Below are 18,951 nucleotides of genomic sequence, written 5' to 3'. Positions count from 1 at the left end.
TATCTAGAAAACCTTCAAAAAAGAGCATTTTTACGTCAAAGACATTCACCTCTCGCTCCTCGTTTGTAGTTTTAGATAACATTCAAACTATTTACATGAACTCAAGAATCTATCTATACACAATGGCAGTGGGTTTTGCTTTTGCCTGCTCCTCTCCAAAAGAAACCAACGTAGAAGAACCTCTGAGACTTTCCGGAAACCCTATTTTCGAAGGTTGGTATGCTGACCCTGAAGGAGTTGTTTTTGGAGATGAGTACTGGGTATATCCGACTTTTTCGGCAGGATACACAGATCAGTTGCATTTCGATGCTTTTTCATCCAAGGATCTCGTGACTTGGGAGAAGCATGCCAATATCCTTGACACAGCAGCTATCAAGTGGGCGAGACAAGCCATGTGGGCTCCTGCGGCAATCGAGAAAGATGGAAAATATTACTTGTTTTTCTCCTCCAATGATATTCAGCGACCTAGCCGTGACGGCTGGGATCCGAATAATGATATCAACCATTTCGGAGGATTGGGAGTAGCTGTGGCTGATTCACCCGGCGGGCCTTTCAAAGACCACATCGGTAAGCCCTTGCTGTCTGAGTTCCATAACGATGCGCAGCCGATAGATCAATTTATATTTAAGGATGCTGACGACACTTATTATATGCTGTATGGGGGCTGGAGTCATTGCAACATAGGCAAGCTGAACGCTGATTTTACACGATTTGAGCCTTGGGAAGACGGAGAGCTTTTCCATGAAATCACACCAGAAGGTTATGTAGAAGGGCCTTTTGTTTTTATCAGAGAAGGAAAATATTACTTCATGTGGTCTGAGGGTGGCTGGACAAATGACAGCTATAAAGTTGCTTATGCCATGGCAGACCAAATCACTGGGCCGTGGGAGCGTATTAATACCATCTTGGAATCGGATACTATTATCGCCACTGGAGCTGGGCACAACTCTGTGATTCAAAAATCAGGTTCTGATGACTGGTACATAGTTTATCATCGTCGTCCTATTCCTAATGAAGGCCGTGATCACCGCGTGACAGCTATTGATGTGATGGAATTTAATGAAGACGGCACAATCAAACCGATCAAAATGACTTTCGAAGGAGTGGAGGCAAATCCTATAAAATAAAGTAAGTAAAATAAGATTATTTTTATTATACCCTTATTTATTAAAGTAAAATAAAAGGCATTACCTTTAATAATGTTACGTATCGAAAAATTCGAATCCGGGAATTTTGAATCTGCTTTCAAGTACAAATATTTTGTGCCGAACAAGGTAGATGTCGATTGGTTTTGGGACTCTCCACTACTCAATAAATTGCTAGAAAAAGCAGCAATCAAGCTTGGGGAACTGAATTCATTTGCACGCCTGGTTCCGAACATAGACCTGTTTATCCAGCTTCATGTGGCAAAAGAAGCGGTGGTTTCCAGCAAAATTGAAGGAACTCAGACGCGGATTGAGGAAGCATTATTGCCAATCGAGGATATTCACCCTGAGCGAAGAGATGATTGGCAGGAGGTGAATAATTACATCAATGCGCTCAATCTTGCTATTGCGCAACTGGGAAGTTTACCGCTATCGTCTCGGTTACTTCGCAATGCTCATGAAGTACTAATGAAAGGCGTACGAGGTGAGCAAAAGCAGCCAGGAGAGTTCCGACAAAGCCAGAACTGGATTGGTGGAAGTTCCTTGACAGATGCCGTTTTCATACCTCCACATTTTCAATTAATTCCAGACTTAATGAGTGATTTGGAGCACTTTCTCCATAATGAGGAAGTACCTGTACCTGATCTGATTAAGATCGCAATTGCACATTATCAGTTCGAAACCATACACCCATTTTTGGATGGAAATGGAAGAGTTGGGAGATTATTAATTACGTTATTTCTGGTTGACAAAGGGATTTTGAACAAACCGCTACTCTATTTGTCCATGTTTTTTGAGAAAAACAGAAGCTTATATTACGACAAGCTTTCTGCAGTAAGAACGAAAAATGATCTGCTCAACTGGATCAGCTTTTTCCTGATTGGAATAGAGGAAACTGCTTCAAAAGCTGTCAACGCTCTCTCTCAAGTAATGGAACTCAAAAAACAGACTGAGATCATGATCGATGCAGAGTTTGGGAGAAGAGGTCCCAGCGCAAAAGTCTTGCTGAATGGACTCTTTCAGGAGCCTACCGTCACGGTAGAAAAAGCAGTCATACTAACGGGTTTGAGCTTCAAAGCTGCCAATGATTTGGTGCATTTAATGAGGGAAAAGGAAATTCTCAAAGAACAAACCGGGCAATCCAGAAATCGGGTCTTTGTATTTGAGAAATATTTGAAAGCCTTCGATCATGAAAACTAAAGTAAAATAAGAAACACTATATTTTACTTTCGTAATATAAACTACAACAAAGCCCTGGAACACATAGGATTCCGGGATTTCATTTTACGTTATCTTGATACTTAACTCCTGCATCTAGCTTCTAGAAAACAACCTTAACTTTTTTCTTCTCACCACTTCTCTCGTAGGCAACAAGAGTTTCATCACCCTTTTGAAAAGCACTTAATGCGCGCATGTAGCTCATCATATCTACAATTTTCGAATCACCCATTTGGATAACTACGTCACCTTTCATCAGACCCGCCGCTTGAGCTGGCTTATCCTCAGATACCCCGTCTATCCGCATGCCTTTGCCATCATAGAGATAATCTGGCACAACGCCCAAGGACACTGTGAATCGAGGAGAATCGTCATTACTGTCTTTTGTCTTAGTGAAAGCAAGTTTTGGTTCAGTATCCAACTGATCAACTAAGCGATCGATGTATTTCACCACAAGTAATAACCCGTCATAATTGATCAACTCTGAGTCATCAGAAGGCTTGTGATAATCCTCATGTTGGCCTGTGAAAAAATGAAGAACAGGTAAGTCCTGCAGGTAAAAAGAGGTATGATCTGAGGGGCCAACACCGGATTCTGAAGTGACGATTTTCAGGCTGTCTGCATTTGCCATCTCTAATGCAGCAACAAAACTTGGGCTCGTACCAACGCCATTAATGGCCAGTGTCTTCTCCGCATTCAATCGACCAACCATATCCATGTTGATCATGTAATTGACTTTGGTAAGCTCGATGGTAGGATTCTTTACGAAATAATTTGAACCCCAAAGACCATTTTCCTCACCGGAGAAAGCTATAAAAAGGAAGTTGCTGTTATGCTGCTCATGCTTTAAGATTCTGGCTAAGGCAAGCAAAGCAGCCGTGCCGCTGGCATTATCATCTGCTCCATTATGAATCGCCGAATCCCCACGATGGAGAGAGCTGCTTCCACCCATTCCCAAGTGATCAAAGTGGGCTCCGATCACGATAGTGTTTTCAGATTTGTTATCAATATAGCCAATCACATTCCTACCGATCACTCCTTCTCCATCAGTCCTTATGACAGCTTCCTCATGTGGATTCGTTGGCTTTGAAACGGTAAAAGGCTGGATGAATTCTTCAGTTCCTTTTGGTACCAACCCGATCTCCTTGAATTCAGCAGCGAGGTATTCAGCTGCTTTCTGCTCGCCAGCTGTGCCGATCGCACGTCCGCCCAGATCATCTGAAGCAAGATAAGTGACCGCTTCTTTCAGGCCATCTTTCAAGTTTTCATCGGTTGGCGCAGTAGTGCAGCTCCAAGTGAACAGTATCCCAGCAATGGCGGTAAGGGTATATTTATAAAGATAGTCCATGTCCTTTGTCATATGTCGTTAAAGATAATAAACCTTAACTTTGTGTAGCAATTCCATCAATGAGACAACACTTTATTGCCCTACTACTACTCTCCTTTGCCTGCAGCCCAAAAACTGAAGTTCAAACTGAAATAGTAACGGAAGTTCATTCGGCTTCAGACTCCGAAATCTTGACACCAGATGAAATCGAGCATGACTCAAGCGTCACACACTGGGATGAGAATAAGACTTGCGAGATTCCATGTGGCCTATAAAAAACAAATTATAAACACATGAAGTATTATACAAGATTGCTCATCCCATTGTTGGTTACCCTCGCGCTAGGATTTTCTAAGATTTACTTGGGTAGCGTATCTAAGGATTGGGAAGGATTATGGTCATATCTTCCCCATATTAATACTGTGCTGATTATCTGCGGCTTTACCTGTTGCTTGCTGGTTTTTATGCAGATTTTAAAAAAACTCTTCATTAGGCAGTATGATATTTCAAAGGATGATAATCTGAAGGCACGAAAAGTCTTAACCCAGATAAATATTCTTGTGAAAGTGGCCAACTTCATCATTATACTTTTAGGAATTGGCCTGATTCTGCTTTCGTTCGAATCGGTTCGGAAAGTTGGTGTGGGTTTTTTTGCTTCTGCCGGAGTAGCAGGGATTATCATTGGGTTCTCGGCCCAGAAAGCTATAGGTACGCTAATCGCTGGTATTCAAATCGCAATTACTCAACCCTTTCGTCTCGAGGATGCTGTGGTCGTGGAAGGGGAATGGGGCTGGATAGAAGAAATAAATCTGAATTATATTGTAGTAAGAATCTGGGATCTGAGAAGACTGGTACTTCCCACCACTTATTTTCTAGAAACGCCATTTCAAAACTGGACTCGAACTTCAGCTGACTTACTTGGCTCTGTTTTTCTTTATACGGACTATACCATTCCATTTGACGAGCTTCGAAAGGAATTGGATCGTATCTTAGAAACCACTCCTCTTTGGGATAAAAAAGCGAAAGTACTTCAGGTGTCAGATGCTAAAGAATTTACAGTTGAAATCCGTATTTTGGTAAGCGCAAAAAACTCCCCAACAGCTTGGGATTTGCGAGTGTTTGTGCGGGAAAAAATGATTGAATTTATACAGAAGAATTACCCAGAAAGCTTGCCTAAGACAAGAGTTGAGATGTCCCAAAAAGAAATCCCTAAGGCGTGAATTACGAACTATTGATGTATAGCCGTTTGGTTAAGGTGGTTCCTTGAATATTTTTTAGAGCCTACTTTTTGCCAGAGCGGGTAGCCTTTCCACTGTAAGCTTAGGCTTTGAATTACCTTAATACGTTCGGTTATTAGGTTGAGAAATATGTTAACTGTTGCTCTACAGCGTATCCAAATCCTTCAAATAACTCTCCGCTTGTGCTAGCAATTCTGTCTTATTTTTCAACTTATTGAGCGTGCGATAGGCCATTCCTAGGATTGTTCGCTAATTTATTCCTATTTCTCTCATAAAAATGCCAATAAAAACTATTGAAAGGGCAAGTACCTTCTCCTGTTTATGTGGTGTGACTATAGGCACAATGGACGTAATCATTTGCTCCAAAGCCTGGAAATTTTCCATGTGATCCAGCTGGAAATAGTTGACCTGATGCCCTTGCTTTTTAGATGCTTGGATTCAGTTGATCACCCAGAATTAATCGTAGCGTTTTGGACATAGAATATGGCTTTTAATTAAAAGCTTTTATTCTATTGCTTTGTTCAATACTTAAAACATGGCATAGAGGACTTTCTACCGGCGCCGCGCTTATTTGTAGCGAGGAAACTATAGCGCAAGCTAATCTCATTAGCTCCACCAGTGTTAGCATTTCCAAGGGAAGAAAGCGTGAAATCGTGGCTATACCCAATATCTAGTCCTCCTCCAAGAGAGATACCTACTAGCCCAATGATCGCTTCATGATTAGGTATTTCATTTTTCTGGATAGGAATTCCTCGATACCAAACTCCCAAGACTATCGGCTGAATATTTACCTGAGCGCCCATATCGAGTTGTGAAAAAGAACCCTGATTCTTATAATTAAAAGCTAAAGTCAAGTCCCTAGTGCCTGATCTTTGATTTAAATACTCGGTAGAACTGCCTCCAGACAGATCAAATTTTACCCCACCATGTGCAGAAAGTTTGAGTGGTAATTTGCTGTTTTCCCCATCAATGAATGAGATGTTAGGCTGCGTCAAATGATGTCCAGCAACACCCAACCACATATTTTCATTATTAAAAACCATACCAAAGCTGTAGTCCATAAACTGATGGCTAATGCCTTCACCCAGACTTTCCCCGCTATTGCCACCTATCGTGCCAGTCTGGTCATCGATCTGACTTCCAAAAACCAAGTCTCCAAAATAGGCATCTCTTTCCATGTAACTCACTTGCCCACCCAGTCTCAAAAAGGAGCGGAATCCCAATCTCATTCTGTAGGAGTAAGTAGCTCCTACCTCGGTCATGCTGAGATTTGCCATACTTTGTTCCGATCGATTGATAATTATTCCAATTCCACTATTCGCGCTGAAGATATAATGATCTGCATAGGCGGAATAGGAGTTGTATGATTGATCAAGTCCAGGCCATTGGTTTCGGTAATTGACACCAATTCTAGTCATCTCCGAAGCGCCAGTCATAGCTGGATTTAGATACAAGGGAGCAGCATAGAACTGGGAGTATTGGATATCCTGGGCACTAACTGTGAAGCATAATAAGCTTAGGGTAATCAACAGATATACATTTTTCATATTCTATCGTATTAGAGTGACGCCTCCAGTTTTGGTGAATTGCTCACCGTCTCGGGAGATGTAGGTGATTTGATATATGTAATTGCCAGGAGGTGATTCCTGACCTAGGTGTAGTCCATCCCAGCCTTTGGTATCTAGGCCTGAAGTGGCATAGATTTTCTCTCCCCAGGTATTGAATACATCCATGGAGAAATTGGAAACTGTTCTAAGTTTTGGGATAAAAGTATCGTTCAGACCGTCTCCATTTGGGGTGAAAGCATTAGGAATGGTGATAAATTCAATTGGGGCATTTACTTGGATAATATTTTTCTCAATACTAGAACAACCATAGATGTCATATGCTGTAAGGGTGACTTCGAAATTTCCTGCTGACTGGAAAATGTGAATTGGATCTTTTTCTTTGGATGCGCTACCATCACCAAAGGACCATTCCCAGCCAATAAACTCCTCTGAAATGATACTTTCGAAAATGATTTCTTCTTCTACTTGTACTTCAGTTTCGCTACTGATTTGGAGCTTTCTAAAGTCGAAATCCAATCTTCCTGCTTTATTGATTTGACTTGGGAAGTCCACTCTAACTTCAGTTTGGGAGCTACAGCCCAGTGCGTCTGTCACGCTGACTTTAAGATTTCCAGCAGCATGGAAATTGACTTCGCGAGCATCATTTTCTCCTGAGCTCCAGGTAATTTTGTAAGGTTGAACTCCTCCCTGGATAGAAACCCAAGCAACTCCTGTGATTGATCCTAGAGTACAGTCCACATCCAAGGCAGTTTCGATTCTTGCTTGTATTGGTTGGGCTTCTGTGATGGAAAATGATTTGTTGACGCTGCAACCACTTTCATCTGAAACGGAAAGTTGATAGGTTCCCGCAGGCAAGTTTTCTCGGTTAAGTCCGGCAGATGGATCATCTAGCCAATGTGCTTTGTATTTTCCAGATGCTCCTTTTATGCCTACTCGTATGGTTCCAGAGTTTGATCCATCGCATTTAGAATTGGTTTGATCCAGTAGGGTTACTTCTAGCTCGGAAGCTGTACTTAGATTAAATTGCTTTTCGACAGCGCATCCTGATGCGTCGGTAACTGTTAGCGTATAATTTCCTGCTGAGAGGTTGCTTAGCGTAGAGGTAGTCTCACCATTACTCCACTTATAGCTGTATGGTGCAGATCCGCCTTGAATATTGACTGAAATCTCGCCATTGCCTGCACCGGTACAACTTTCAGGTTGAACAGTTTCTTTTAATTCCATTGCTGTAGCTGCTTTGATTGAATAGGATGCTTGAAATGAGCATCCCTTCTGATCTTTAATAGCTACAGTGTAAATTCCCTCATTAATATTTTTGAGATCTTTAGAAATGGCACCATTGCTCCATGTATAAGTATATGGTGCTTGTCCACCATTGATAGCTAGATTAATAGAGCCAGTATTTTGACTTGAGCATCCCGGGTTTTGAATAGCTTCGAATACCTGGATCCCTTCAGAGGCTGCTTTGATTTCGAAGGAGGTGGTGACATCGCAGTTAAACTTGTCTGCAACAGTTATTGAATAAACTCCCGGCTCCAGATTTGTAGCTTCCCAAGTATCTTTGAGTCCATTGCTCCAGGTGACTTTATAAGGCTCACCTCTCCCTACTTTTACGCTGATTTTAGCCGAACCATCTTTGGCCGAAGCACAGGTTGCATCTGCTTTCTCCAGTGGGTTTAGAATCAATGGATAAGGAGGCTGAATTACGATTCTTTCGATATGCACAGTGCCGACAGCATCGGTGATTTCCACTGTGTAAGTTCCAGCGTATAAATTGGTCCTATCCTTTGTAGTTTGTAAAGTATTCCAACGATAGGAATAGGGAGCTACTCCACCCTGCACATCGAGTTGGATATGCCCTTTTTCGGCATGAGAGCAAAGTGCTAGCTTTCCTGATACCCCTACAGTAATTCCGTTGGTTGCCAAAACCCGGTTGCTTTCAGATTTCAGTATTTTGCTATCAGGCGCAAGCTGAACTGAAGCACTGATCGTCATACTCCATAAGAGTCCGAGTATCATGAGGCAATATGTGGAATATACCTTTTTCAATAGTTTTGTAATTGTTGGAAGCTGGGTGACTTTTCAACTTTCTTAATTTGTCTTACAAAGCAAGATTACTGTATTTCGTTTTTAAGAATATTATTTTATGTAAATCATATACAACAAAATGATATTCTTTTTTATATATGATATTCCGAAATAAGTGTAGAATTATTCTTATAAGCAAGGCAGACCAAATAAGTCTCAGAAATGAAATGAGTCTAAAAAAAGTATTGTTTTTCCTGAAATATTGCCATAATCAAAAAAAGTAGGAAATGATGCTTTTTTGTGTTGATCAAATAAAAAAAGCCCGTCTAGCGGGCTTTAAAAAAAAATGTGAATTTTTAAATATTTTTTAATGGGGAACTTTAATTGGCTACCTGTCAGGTTAATACTTGAAGCAAGGAATAATTCGCTCTCTCTGGTTTCTGCTTTTTGAATCGCCCCATAAAAAGGAATAAGTGAGCGAAATCTCATGTGCCCCTCCACTATTTCTCAAGCCTAATTTTGAAATGGTCACATCATAAGAGTAGCCAATGTCAAGACCATTTTCTAATGAAATGCCTACCAAACCTATAAATGCCTCATTATTGGGAAGGTCATTTTTAGTAGGAAGCCCTCGGTACCAAACGCCAAGAACCAATGGCTCCAGGTAGAATTGGGCACCTACGTCTAATTGATTAAAAGGATCTTGCTGTTTGTAATTGAATGCAAAGGAGATAGATCGCTCTGCATAAGCATGTGTGAAGTAATTCCTACGGCCTCCTCCCAAGTCAAACTTTATCCCTCCCTGGGCTGAAAGTTTCATTGGGAGCTTAGAGATTTGCCCCTCTACAAATGAAGTATTAGGCTCAGAAAGATGGTGGGCAGATGCTCCTAGCCATATCTTATTGGAGTAAAACATGCCGCCAACACTATAATCAACAAAACTATAGCGACTATCAATCGGAATTCCATTGAGCTCGTCGGTAATCCCTCCAATTGAACCATCGATGATATTGATCTGCGTTCCAAACACAAGGTCTGAGAAAAAAGCATCACGCTGCATGTAGCTGACCATACCTCCAACTCTGAAAAACATGTTTTCACTCAACTTCAACCTGTAGGCATAGGAAAGCCCTATCTCATTGGTTGATAGATTTGCCATACTTTCTTGGCTGCCATTAAATATCAAGCCCACACCACTGTTGTAATCAAACATATAATGGTCTATGTAGGCAGAATAAGAATTGAAATTATGGTCTAAGCCTGGCCATTGGTTTCGGTAGTTGATGCCAACGCGGGTCAGTTCACTGGCTCCTGTCAATGCAGGATTCAAATAGAGTGGGGCAGCATAGAATTGAGAGTACTGGGTATCTTGAGCTATTACATTCGAAAAAATGCAATAATTAGCCCCTAAAGTAATAAGTATACCAATTATTCTCCTGTACATAGACAACTAGGCCATTACCATACAAAGCTATGCATTAGTAGAATGGCAAAGGTTAAATAATTATGAATTAAAGATTTAAAACTACTAGGGCATAGGATTGAGAAGATCAATCACAATGAGTTTTAAAACATTATTTCATTGAAATTGCTACCTAAATAGACCTTTCAAATTAATGTTTGTGATGTTCAATAATTATACCAAAGGCAATGGCAGGATAGAAATCTGAAATTAAAAAGCTAAAACCACCTGATTTCTAATTAAATCCTCAAAAATCTCACGTTTTCTTATCAAATGGGCTTTACCTTCCCACACCAATACTTCCGCTGGACGTAGCCTAGAGTTGTAATTGGAGGACATACTGATGCCATAGGCCCCGGCATTTTTGAATACCAATAGGTCGCCTTTGGTGACTTTTGTCAACATTCGATCTTTGGCGAGGGTGTCCGTTTCACAGATATAGCCCACCACGTTGTAGGGGTGTAATTTTCCTGTAGGATTGCTTAAATTATACACATCATGGTATGCATCATACATCATAGGTCTGATCAGGTGATTTAACCCTGAATCTACCCCCACAAATGTAAGTTGAGGTGTCTTTTTGACCACCGTTGATTCCACTACCAAATACCCCGATTCACTCACCAGAAACTTGCCCGGTTCAAGCCAAAGCTCCAATTTCTTTCCGTATTTCTCACAGAACTGATTAAATGCTGCGGACACTTTTGTACCCACCTCCGCAATATCAGTGGAGGGATCACCAGCCTTATAGGCGACTTTAAATCCTCCTCCAAAATCTAAAAAACGTAAATCCGGGAAGTTCATTGCAGCCTCAAACAGTACATTTCCGCCCCTTAGGAATATTTCAGCATCGAGAATGTCTGAACCAGTGTGTATGTGAAGCCCTACGATTTTAATATCAAACCTCTTCACCACTTCTAAAATCTCAGGAAGTTGCTGTATGGAAATCCCAAACTTGCTTTGAATATGTCCTACAGAAATTTTAGCATTTCCGCCCGCCATTATATGCGGATTGATGCGGATGCATGCAGGCTTTGTACTACCATAAGTAGCACCAAACTCTTCCATAAGTGGGATGCTGTCAAGATTGATCATGACCCCCAATTCTACAGCTTCTTGTACTTCGCGGAAACTCACCCCACTGGGCGTGTACATGATCTCTGAAGCGGCAAACCCAGCTCGCATGCATAGCATTACTTCTTCAATGGAAACCGCATCCACTCCTTCTCCAGCCTTTTTTACCAACTTCAAGATGCTGATATTGGAAAGTGCTTTGGTAGCATATTTGATTCTCAATGGAACCCCAGCGAAAGCTGACTGGAGTGAATGAATTTGACTCAGTATTTTTTCTCCGTCATACACATATACTGGCGTGCCGTATTCGTTGGCTATCGATTCTAAGTGTACTCCTTGGAGTTGAGTAGGATGTTGAGGTGCTGGCATTATCTGAAATTTGCGGGCAAAGATAGCCAAATAAGAAAAAAAGGAGGCATATGCCCCCTTTTTTCATAAGTAATAGTGTAATTAAGAAAACGCTGTTTTCGAACCTAAATATAGGAGATGGAGTTGAAATTGACCTACTTTCCTCCCACTTTGAGGGGGTTAAATATTGTTAAGCGCTCTAAACGACCTGATTATAGGATTAAATTTGCCATATGTCGAAAAGTAACATCATCCTAATCGTCGTCTTGATGTCTTTGGCCAGCTTTGGTCTGATGGGATTTCAATTGTATTGGGTGAGCAATGCAATTCGCATCAATAGAGAGCGCTTCGACCAAAACGTATATCAGGCACTGTCCGGCACTGTCGAACAATTGGAAAAGGGGGAAACCTCAGCTGCTTTTTATGGCTATTTGATGCAGGATTCTATCATTAGCAGATCCCTCTTCGAAAAAATCGACCCCATTGATTTTGACCTTACAGTAAATTCCAGACGGATTTCAAGATCCAGACCTTCACTGGTGGACTCCTTCTTTCAAGAGCCCGCGCCAAGGGTTAGTCAGACTTTCAGAAGAATCCTTGAATCTAGGGGTGTAGATATGAATCAACTGGAAGAATTGGAGGCTTTTTTCGCTTATATGACTCCTGAATTGGCATCCAAAATATTCACCCCGGATGAAATGGAGGTTTTGCTCCAAGAAAAGGAACGTCAACTCCAGTATTTGAGTAGGCGTGAAAATTCTCCTCAACAACCAATCGCCACAGTAAGTGAATCTATCGTGGAGGTGCGTCCAGAATTCAATATCAGCGAGGATGCATTGGAAAAGGTATATAGAACAAACATTAAAATCGATTTTATAAACAAAGCTCTGGAAGAGATCACTGCCGGTCAACAAGCAATATTGGACAGGCTGGACACAGCGAAAGTAAGGAGGCTGTTGAAAGGATACTTGCTGGAAAGAAATATCTCTGAGGATTTTGAATTGGGACTGATCAGGGATGACGGATTATTGCTCCCCATAGGACCGGTGAAACAGCAGTTTGTCCTGAGCCAGAAAGGCATTCAGGCTAGACTCTTTCCCAGTGACATTTTTGGAAAAGAAAACTACTTAACGGTCTATTTCCCTGAGAAAAACACACATGTAATTCGTGAAGTTTGGCTTCCTATATCAAGCTCTATAATTTTTATGGCAGTGATTATATCTTGTTTCATTTATGCGATCAAGGTTATCATCCGTCAAAAGGCACTTTCGGACACCAAGAATGATTTCATTAATAACATGACGCATGAATTCAAGACTCCGCTAGCTACAGTTAGCCTGGCTGTGGAGGCACTGCAAGATCCTGAGCTATCCAGTCAGGACAAGTTCCGTTCTCGATATTTGGGTATTATCAAAGATGAAAATAAGCGCTTGGTTTCGCAGGTAGAAAACGTTCTTCAGGCTGCTGCGTTGGATAAGAAGGATTTCAAGCTTAAGATTGAATTGCTGAATCTGGCAGGAATTTTGGAAACCACAGTTGATCATTTTGGACTTCAGGTTGAGAAAAAAGGAGGGCAAATCACCTTTATTAATGAGCTGAATGAACCAATGGTCGAGGGGGATCTATTTCACCTCACTCATATTTTCAATAACCTACTGGACAATGCAAATAAGTATTCACCGGAAAATCCAAAGATAAGCATTGTGGCTAAAGACGATTCCGAACAAGTCTTCATCACCATCAAGGATGAAGGAATAGGGATGAATAAAGAAGCACAACGGAAAATTTTTGATAAATTCTACCGGGTTCCTACTGGGAATGTTCATGATGTCAAAGGCTTTGGCCTTGGATTATCTTATGTAAAAACCATGTTGGAAGCGCATAAAGGAGGGATTCAAGTAAGCAGCGAACTTGGAAAAGGAAGCTCATTCACCATTAACTTACCAAAGAAACAATGAGTAAAGCGAAACTATTAGTGGTCGAAGACGATCCGAATTTGGGAGATATTCTACAGGAATATTTGGAAATGAAAGGGTATGAACCTACGCTTTGCCGTGATGGTGAGGAAGGTTGGAACAAATACAAGAAAGGTAAATTCGATCTTTGCCTTCTCGATATTATGATGCCGAAAAAAGACGGATTCACCTTAGCTAAGGAGATTAAGAAAGTTGAAGAAAACCTTCCTATTCTTTTCCTGACAGCTAAAAATCAAAAGGATGACATCATCGAAGGTCTCAAGATAGGTGCTGATGATTACCTCACTAAACCGTTTAGCATGGAGGAATTACTTCTTCGTGTGAATGCTATCCTTCGGAGAACGCATAAAAACGAAGAGATCAATCCATTAAAAGTTTACTCCTTTGGAGGCTTTGTGCTTCACTACGATGAGCAATTCCTCGATGGCCCAAAAGGTCGTCACAAGTTGACCTCCAAAGAAAATGAGCTCATCCGTCTATTGGCTTCTGAAATCAACAATTTGGTAAATAGAAGCCATGCACTCAAGCAAATCTGGGGAGACGATAGCTACTTCAATGCACGAAGCATGGATGTGTACCTCAGTAAGATCCGAAAGCTCCTAAAAGACGACCCAAAAGTGCAAATTATTACTGTGCATGGCGAAGGCTTTAAGCTGATAGTAAGTGATAGTTGATTGAGAAATTGCTAGTTGTCTGATGTCCGATGTTAGGGTGAATGTGACTAAAGCTTGACAGAAAAATAAGCAGAAAGCCAGCGTGATTTACTTCGCACTGGCTTTTTACTTATCCATCATATTTTCCAAAATCTAGACTCTTGATTCTAAATTCTTGCCTCTATTGTCTTAATACTAGCGTCTAGCTACTTGATAATCAACTAATCATTTCCGCTCCTATTCCATTTCCTTCTGGAAAAGCAACTTGCTCTGCTGTGATTATTACTCCTTTCGCAGGGTCTTTAGATAGCAGCATCGCACCATCCATATCTACATAATCAAGAAGTGGCGCAATGTGTGCAATAGCTGTGATTCCTACAGAGGATTCGGTCATGCAGCCAACCATCGTTTTCATCCCGAGTTTCTTCGCTTCGTGTATCATTCTGAGTCCAGGACTGATCCCTCCAGCTTTCACCAGTTTCACATTGATTCCATGGAAAAGCCCATGGCATTTCTTCACATCAGATTCTACAATACAGCTTTCATCTGCGATTACCGGCAGTTTGCTATGCTTGAACACTTCTTTCATCCCTTCCAGATCATCTTTTCCTAAAGGCTGCTCCATAAATTCCACTCCCAACTTTTCCAACTCTACCGAATAGTTTATTGCTTGATCAGCCGTCCAGGCACAATTGGCATCTATTCTAAAAATAGCATCGGTGTGCTTTCGGAGCTCACGGATGATAGCCAAATCATCTGAAGTTCCCAATTTGATTTTGTAAATCGGCCAATGAACTTCCTTCATCTTGGCTACCATCTTTTCGACCGTATCAATCCCAATCGTAAAGTTGGTCAACGGAATATCAGTAGGATTCAGACCCAGCAGTTCGTAAAGCTTTTGTCCTTGTTTTTTCGCAAACAGATCCCATGCAGCCATATCCAGGGCGCACTGTGCAAACGGATTATCTCTAAATTCTTCCTTCCCTAAATCCCAAAGTTTTTCAGGAGTTTCCCAATCACCTTTTTCGACGATTGGCCTGAATTTCTCCAAACATTCCGACATATTAGTAATCGTCATGCCATAAAATGGATTTGTAGTAGATTCACCTAACCCATAATATGCACCTTCTTGCAGTTTTACGATCAACGTATCTTGCACATCTCTGCTTTGATGAGCAATAGTAAATGTATGCTTGAGCGGAAGATCTACGACTTGATAGGATAATTTCATTTGGGGAAATATTCAATTTGAAGCAAAATTAAACGGATTTTTGCTTGTATGATCGATAGATTTACAATTTATTCAAGGTAAATAGAAATAATTATGAAAGCCAATTCTTTACGCTCAATTAGCTTGTTTTTGCTGTTTTTGATTTCAATACTTAGTTGTAAAACGGCAAGTACTCTTTCTCCAAAAGCAACAACTGTCGCATCTCTTGAATCAGCTTATTCAAAATTTAAAGAACCTGTAATCACTCACAGGAGATTTAAGCATGCCGATCTTCAACCTTTGATTCAGAAGCATTCAGATAATTTTCAGATCAATAAATTAGGTGAATCGGTAGAAGGGAGAAGTATTTCCAGCTTGGATTGGGGAAATGGTAAAACCAAGGTGATGCTTTGGTCCCAAATGCATGGAAATGAAAGCACGGCTACCATGTCACTTTTTGATTTATTCAATTTCCTGGGATCAAGTGGGGGTGCGTACGATGAACTTCGGGAGCTTTTAAACTCAAATCTGGATCTCAAATTTATCCCGATGATCAACCCAGACGGTGCTGAAGCATTCAAGCGTAGAAATGCGATTGATATTGATTTGAATCGGGATGCAATTTCACAGATCTCCCCAGAAGCAGTGATTCTAAAGGGTGCACGAGACGATTTTGAACCTGAGTTTGGATTCAATCTTCACGATCAGCAGATTTATTATAATGCATCTGGCACCCCGAAACAGGCAACAATTTCAGTTTTGGCTCCAGCTTATAATTATGCAACTGATGTGAATGATGTGCGGACTAAAGCTATGCAAACCATCGTAGGAATGAATGAAGTATTACAACAAGTGGTGCCTGGTCACGTGGGAAAATACGACGATGCATTTGAGCCGAGAGCCTTTGGTGACAACATCACCAAGTGGGGGACAAGTACTATTTTGGTCGAGTCGGGTGGATATCCTAATGACCCAGACAAACAATACATCCGTCAGCTGAATTTTATGATCATTCTCAATGCGCTGGAGCAAATCGCAACCAGAAGCTATGAGCAATACAGTACAGAGCAGTATTTTGCAATTCCTGACAATGAGTTGCAATTGGTGGACCTATTAATCAAGGAGGTGCAAGTGCCGGTAAATGGAAAATATTATCCGGTGGATCTAGGAATCAGAAGGAGAGACACGAGTGCAGGTGATACATTTTTTGTAACTGGGTCTGTAGATGATCTAGGCGATATGCAAGTGTATTTTGGATTGGAAGAATTTGATGCAACAGGACTGAAATATGCTGAAGGAACAGTCTATGAAACCGAATTTGAATCTGTAAATAATCTAGACCAGGCAAAAGCAATGGATCTTTTAAAGCAAGGTTATTTAGCTGTGAAAATAAAAAATGGAGCAAGAGGCGATCTGCATCAGCTACCAATTTTAGTGTTAAAAAGTATAGCTGGTTTTTCTGCTGGCTGGAGAACTGGAGAATCCACTAATTTCTTTTTGGAGAAGGATGGGCTGAGAAAATATGCTGTTGTAAATGGGTATTTGATAGATCTGGATAGCCCTAAAGAGCAGGAATATAAGCAGCGAGTTTATTGATTGTTAAATTATCCGAACCTCATAATCTAGCCCGCTATTTGGCGGGTTATTTGTTCTCTGCATAGGAATACGTACTTTCTACCTTGATTTTTAAAAACATGAAGGACAACCTTTCCGCCATTCTTTTCGCAGTAGCCATAGTAATTGCTTCCATTGTTCTCGGCAATGCAGTGATCAATCGAAACAGGCCTCAGGGCACAATCAATGTCACAGGACTGGGCGAAAGTAATTTCACTTCTGATCTTGTAGTATGGGAAGGAAATTTCAGCCGCGAAAGCTTCGACTTAAAATCTGCCTATGCTGATTTGGAAAAAGACAGAAAACTGGTTTCAGACTATTTGATTTCAAAAGGAATTTCTGCCGAGAAATTGATTTTCAAGGCGGTGAACACCAATCCAAAATATCAGCAAAACTACTCCGATGATGGTAGATTCCTTGGACAGACATTTGACGGCTATACACTCAATCAGTCCTTGAAAATCGAATCTACCGAAGTAGAAAAAGTAGAGAAAATCTCCAGAGAAATCACTGAGCTACTCAACCAAGGCATAGCTTTTTACTCTCAATCTCCACGGTATTACTACACCGAACTGGAATCTTTGAAACTGGAGATGATCGCTAAAGCCACCGAAGATGCGAGAATCAGGGCAGAGCGAATCGCCGAAAACTCCAAAGGAAATCTCGGCGATCTGATCTCAGCGAATATGGGGATCTTCCAGATCACCGGGCAAAACTCTGGCGAAGACTATTCTTGGGGCGGTACCTTCAACACCGCCGATAAAAACAAAACCGCTTCTATTACAATGAAGCTTATCTTTGAAGTAGATTGATTTGAAAGCACAAGAAAAAACAAAGACGGCACTTCACCCAAGAAATGCCCACCGGGAGCGCTACGATTTCCCAAGCTTAATCAGTACTCAGCCTGACTTAGGTCAGTTTGTTTCTGAAAATAAGTACGGTGACCTCAGCATTGATTTTGCAGACCCTAAAGCTGTCAAGGAACTCAATAGAGCTTTGCTCAAGCATTTTTATCAGATTGATCAATGGGATATTCCTGACGGGTACCTCTGTCCACCGATTCCGGGAAGAGTGGATTATCTTCACTACCTAGCTGATTTGCTTGCGCAAAGCAATGGGGAAAAGATGCCGACCGGTGAGGAAATCAAGGTGTTGGACATAGGGACAGGAGCAAACTGTATCTATCCAATACTGGGGAATTCGATTTTTAATTGGCATTTTATTGGTTCAGAGATTGACCCAACAGCCTTAGATTCTGCCCAGGATAATTTGTATGCAAATCCTAAATTTCAAGGCAAAGTCATCTTGCGTCTTCAAGAAAATCCCAAGGAAATACTAGCTGGTATCATCAAGTCCAGCGATGTATTTGATCTCGTGATTTGCAACCCTCCCTTTCATGAATCCTTGGTAGCCGCAGAAGCAGGTAGCAAGAGAAAAGTGAAAAACCTCACAGGAAAGGTAGGCAGTAAGGTCACCTTGAATTTTGGTGGAAAGAACAACGAACTATGGTGCGAAGGTGGAGAATTGGCATTTATCAAAAAGATGATCCAAGAAAGTATAGTCTTCAAATTTAATTGCTTTTGGTTCACCTCAATTGTTTCCAAGGAAGAGCATCTCAGGGAGTTTATGATAGCTTTGAAAAAAGCCAGAGTTGCTGATCGAAAGATCATTGAAATGACTCAAGGAAATAAAAAAAGTAGATTTATTGCTTGGACCTATCTCAACCCAGAACAGCAAGATAATTGGAGAAAAATGAGATGGGAGTGAAATTTAAAATGAGGGAATTTGGAATTTAAAATTACCATTATGATTAGCCGCAATGAAGTCAGTATCCATAATTTCATTGCTTATCCGGCTGGCAGGGATGAGGGGAGACCGAAGCGACCTAAATTATAAAGTTCACCAAATCCGTTGGTTCTTTAGTCACTTTACTGGTAGAAAAGAGGACATACATATTAGCGCATGTAGCGGGAGTGTTAGCTAAACTCTGTCCTTCCCTTCCCTTGGGGTACCCCAAGGGAAGGGAACTAATTAATTAATTTTCCGTAGTGATGTCCAGCTTCAGCCTTCCCTCAAATTTAATGGCCAGC

General features: G+C 41.1%; 14 protein-coding genes. 8 read left to right on the top strand and 6 right to left on the bottom strand.

The features are described 5' to 3' along the window. Positions 1-95: 95 nt before the first annotated feature. Positions 96-1,127, top strand: coding sequence for a glycoside hydrolase family 43 protein (locus U3A58_RS00070; protein ID WP_323821332.1), 1,032 nt, complete (start codon positions 96-98; stop codon positions 1,125-1,127). Between the two features lie 72 nt (positions 1,128-1,199). After that, positions 1,200-2,345, top strand: coding sequence for a Fic family protein (locus U3A58_RS00065; RefSeq protein WP_323821331.1), 1,146 nt, complete (start codon positions 1,200-1,202; stop codon positions 2,343-2,345). Between the two features lie 121 nt (positions 2,346-2,466). On the opposite strand, the gene U3A58_RS00060 is transcribed toward U3A58_RS00065, so the two are convergent. Beyond that, positions 2,467-3,723 carry a M20/M25/M40 family metallo-hydrolase gene (locus tag U3A58_RS00060; RefSeq protein WP_323821330.1) on the bottom strand — a complete coding sequence of 419 codons (1,257 nt, stop codon included), beginning with the start codon at positions 3,721-3,723 and terminating at the stop codon, positions 2,467-2,469. Between the two features lie 260 nt (positions 3,724-3,983). Between U3A58_RS00060 and U3A58_RS00055 the strand changes: the two genes are divergently transcribed. Beyond that, positions 3,984-4,910 carry a mechanosensitive ion channel family protein gene (locus U3A58_RS00055; protein ID WP_323821329.1) on the top strand — a complete coding sequence of 309 codons (927 nt, stop codon included), beginning with the start codon at positions 3,984-3,986 and terminating at the stop codon, positions 4,908-4,910. Positions 4,911-5,449: 539 nt separating this feature from the next. On the opposite strand, the gene U3A58_RS00050 is transcribed toward U3A58_RS00055, so the two are convergent. From U3A58_RS00050 to lysA, 4 genes are all read right to left on the bottom strand, one after another. Beyond that, positions 5,450-6,475: a PorP/SprF family type IX secretion system membrane protein gene (locus U3A58_RS00050; protein WP_323821328.1), complete on the bottom strand. Its 1,026-nt coding sequence runs from the start codon at positions 6,473-6,475 to the stop codon at positions 5,450-5,452. Positions 6,476-6,478: 3 nt separating this feature from the next. Next, a complete protein-coding gene (locus tag U3A58_RS00045) occupies positions 6,479-8,515 on the bottom strand; it encodes a T9SS type B sorting domain-containing protein (protein ID WP_323821327.1) in 2,037 nt (678 codons plus the stop codon). Between the two features lie 409 nt (positions 8,516-8,924). After that, on the bottom strand, positions 8,925-9,968 hold the full coding sequence (locus tag U3A58_RS00040; RefSeq protein WP_323821326.1) for a PorP/SprF family type IX secretion system membrane protein: 1,044 nt from the start codon (positions 9,966-9,968) through the stop codon (positions 8,925-8,927). A 228-nt stretch (positions 9,969-10,196) separates the two neighbouring features. Beyond that, the gene (gene lysA / locus U3A58_RS00035) at positions 10,197-11,429 is read right to left on the bottom strand and encodes a diaminopimelate decarboxylase (protein ID WP_323821325.1); all 1,233 of its coding nucleotides are present in this window, start codon (positions 11,427-11,429) and stop codon (positions 10,197-10,199) included. A 212-nt stretch (positions 11,430-11,641) separates the two neighbouring features. On the opposite strand from lysA, the gene U3A58_RS00030 reads away from it, so the two are divergent. Further along, entirely contained in the window at positions 11,642-13,366 is a 1,725-nt protein-coding gene (locus U3A58_RS00030) for a sensor histidine kinase (protein ID WP_323821324.1), read from the top strand. After that, positions 13,363-14,058 (top strand): response regulator transcription factor, encoded by a 696-nt coding sequence (locus U3A58_RS00025; protein ID WP_323821323.1) that lies wholly within the window; start codon positions 13,363-13,365, stop codon positions 14,056-14,058. The genes U3A58_RS00030 and U3A58_RS00025 overlap by 4 nt, the downstream gene beginning before the upstream one ends. 196 nt (positions 14,059-14,254) lie before the next feature. Here the strand turns inward: U3A58_RS00025 and U3A58_RS00020 are convergent, their stop codons facing one another. Beyond that, positions 14,255-15,268, bottom strand: a complete 1,014-nt coding sequence (locus tag U3A58_RS00020; RefSeq protein WP_323821322.1) for a dipeptide epimerase — start codon at positions 15,266-15,268, stop codon at positions 14,255-14,257. Between the two features lie 93 nt (positions 15,269-15,361). Between U3A58_RS00020 and U3A58_RS00015 the strand changes: the two genes are divergently transcribed. The 3 genes from U3A58_RS00015 to rlmF all read left to right on the top strand — a co-directional run bounded on the left by U3A58_RS00015 (position 15,362) and on the right by rlmF (position 18,628). Beyond that, the gene (locus U3A58_RS00015) at positions 15,362-16,843 is read left to right on the top strand and encodes a M14 family zinc carboxypeptidase (protein WP_323821321.1); all 1,482 of its coding nucleotides are present in this window, start codon (positions 15,362-15,364) and stop codon (positions 16,841-16,843) included. A gap of 98 nt (positions 16,844-16,941) precedes the next feature. Next, positions 16,942-17,673 carry an SIMPL domain-containing protein gene (locus U3A58_RS00010; protein WP_323821320.1) on the top strand — a complete coding sequence of 244 codons (732 nt, stop codon included), beginning with the start codon at positions 16,942-16,944 and terminating at the stop codon, positions 17,671-17,673. Position 17,674: 1 nt separating this feature from the next. Continuing rightward, entirely contained in the window at positions 17,675-18,628 is a 954-nt protein-coding gene (gene rlmF / locus U3A58_RS00005; protein ID WP_323821319.1) for a 23S rRNA (adenine(1618)-N(6))-methyltransferase RlmF, read from the top strand. Positions 18,629-18,951: the final 323 nt, after the last annotated feature.

The organism is Algoriphagus persicinus (assembly GCF_035156415.1).
Lineage (GTDB): Bacteria > Bacteroidota > Bacteroidia > Cytophagales > Cyclobacteriaceae > Algoriphagus > Algoriphagus persicinus.
The sequence above is the reverse complement of the archived record's forward strand: the minus strand, read 5'-3'. Positions and strand labels throughout refer to the sequence as shown.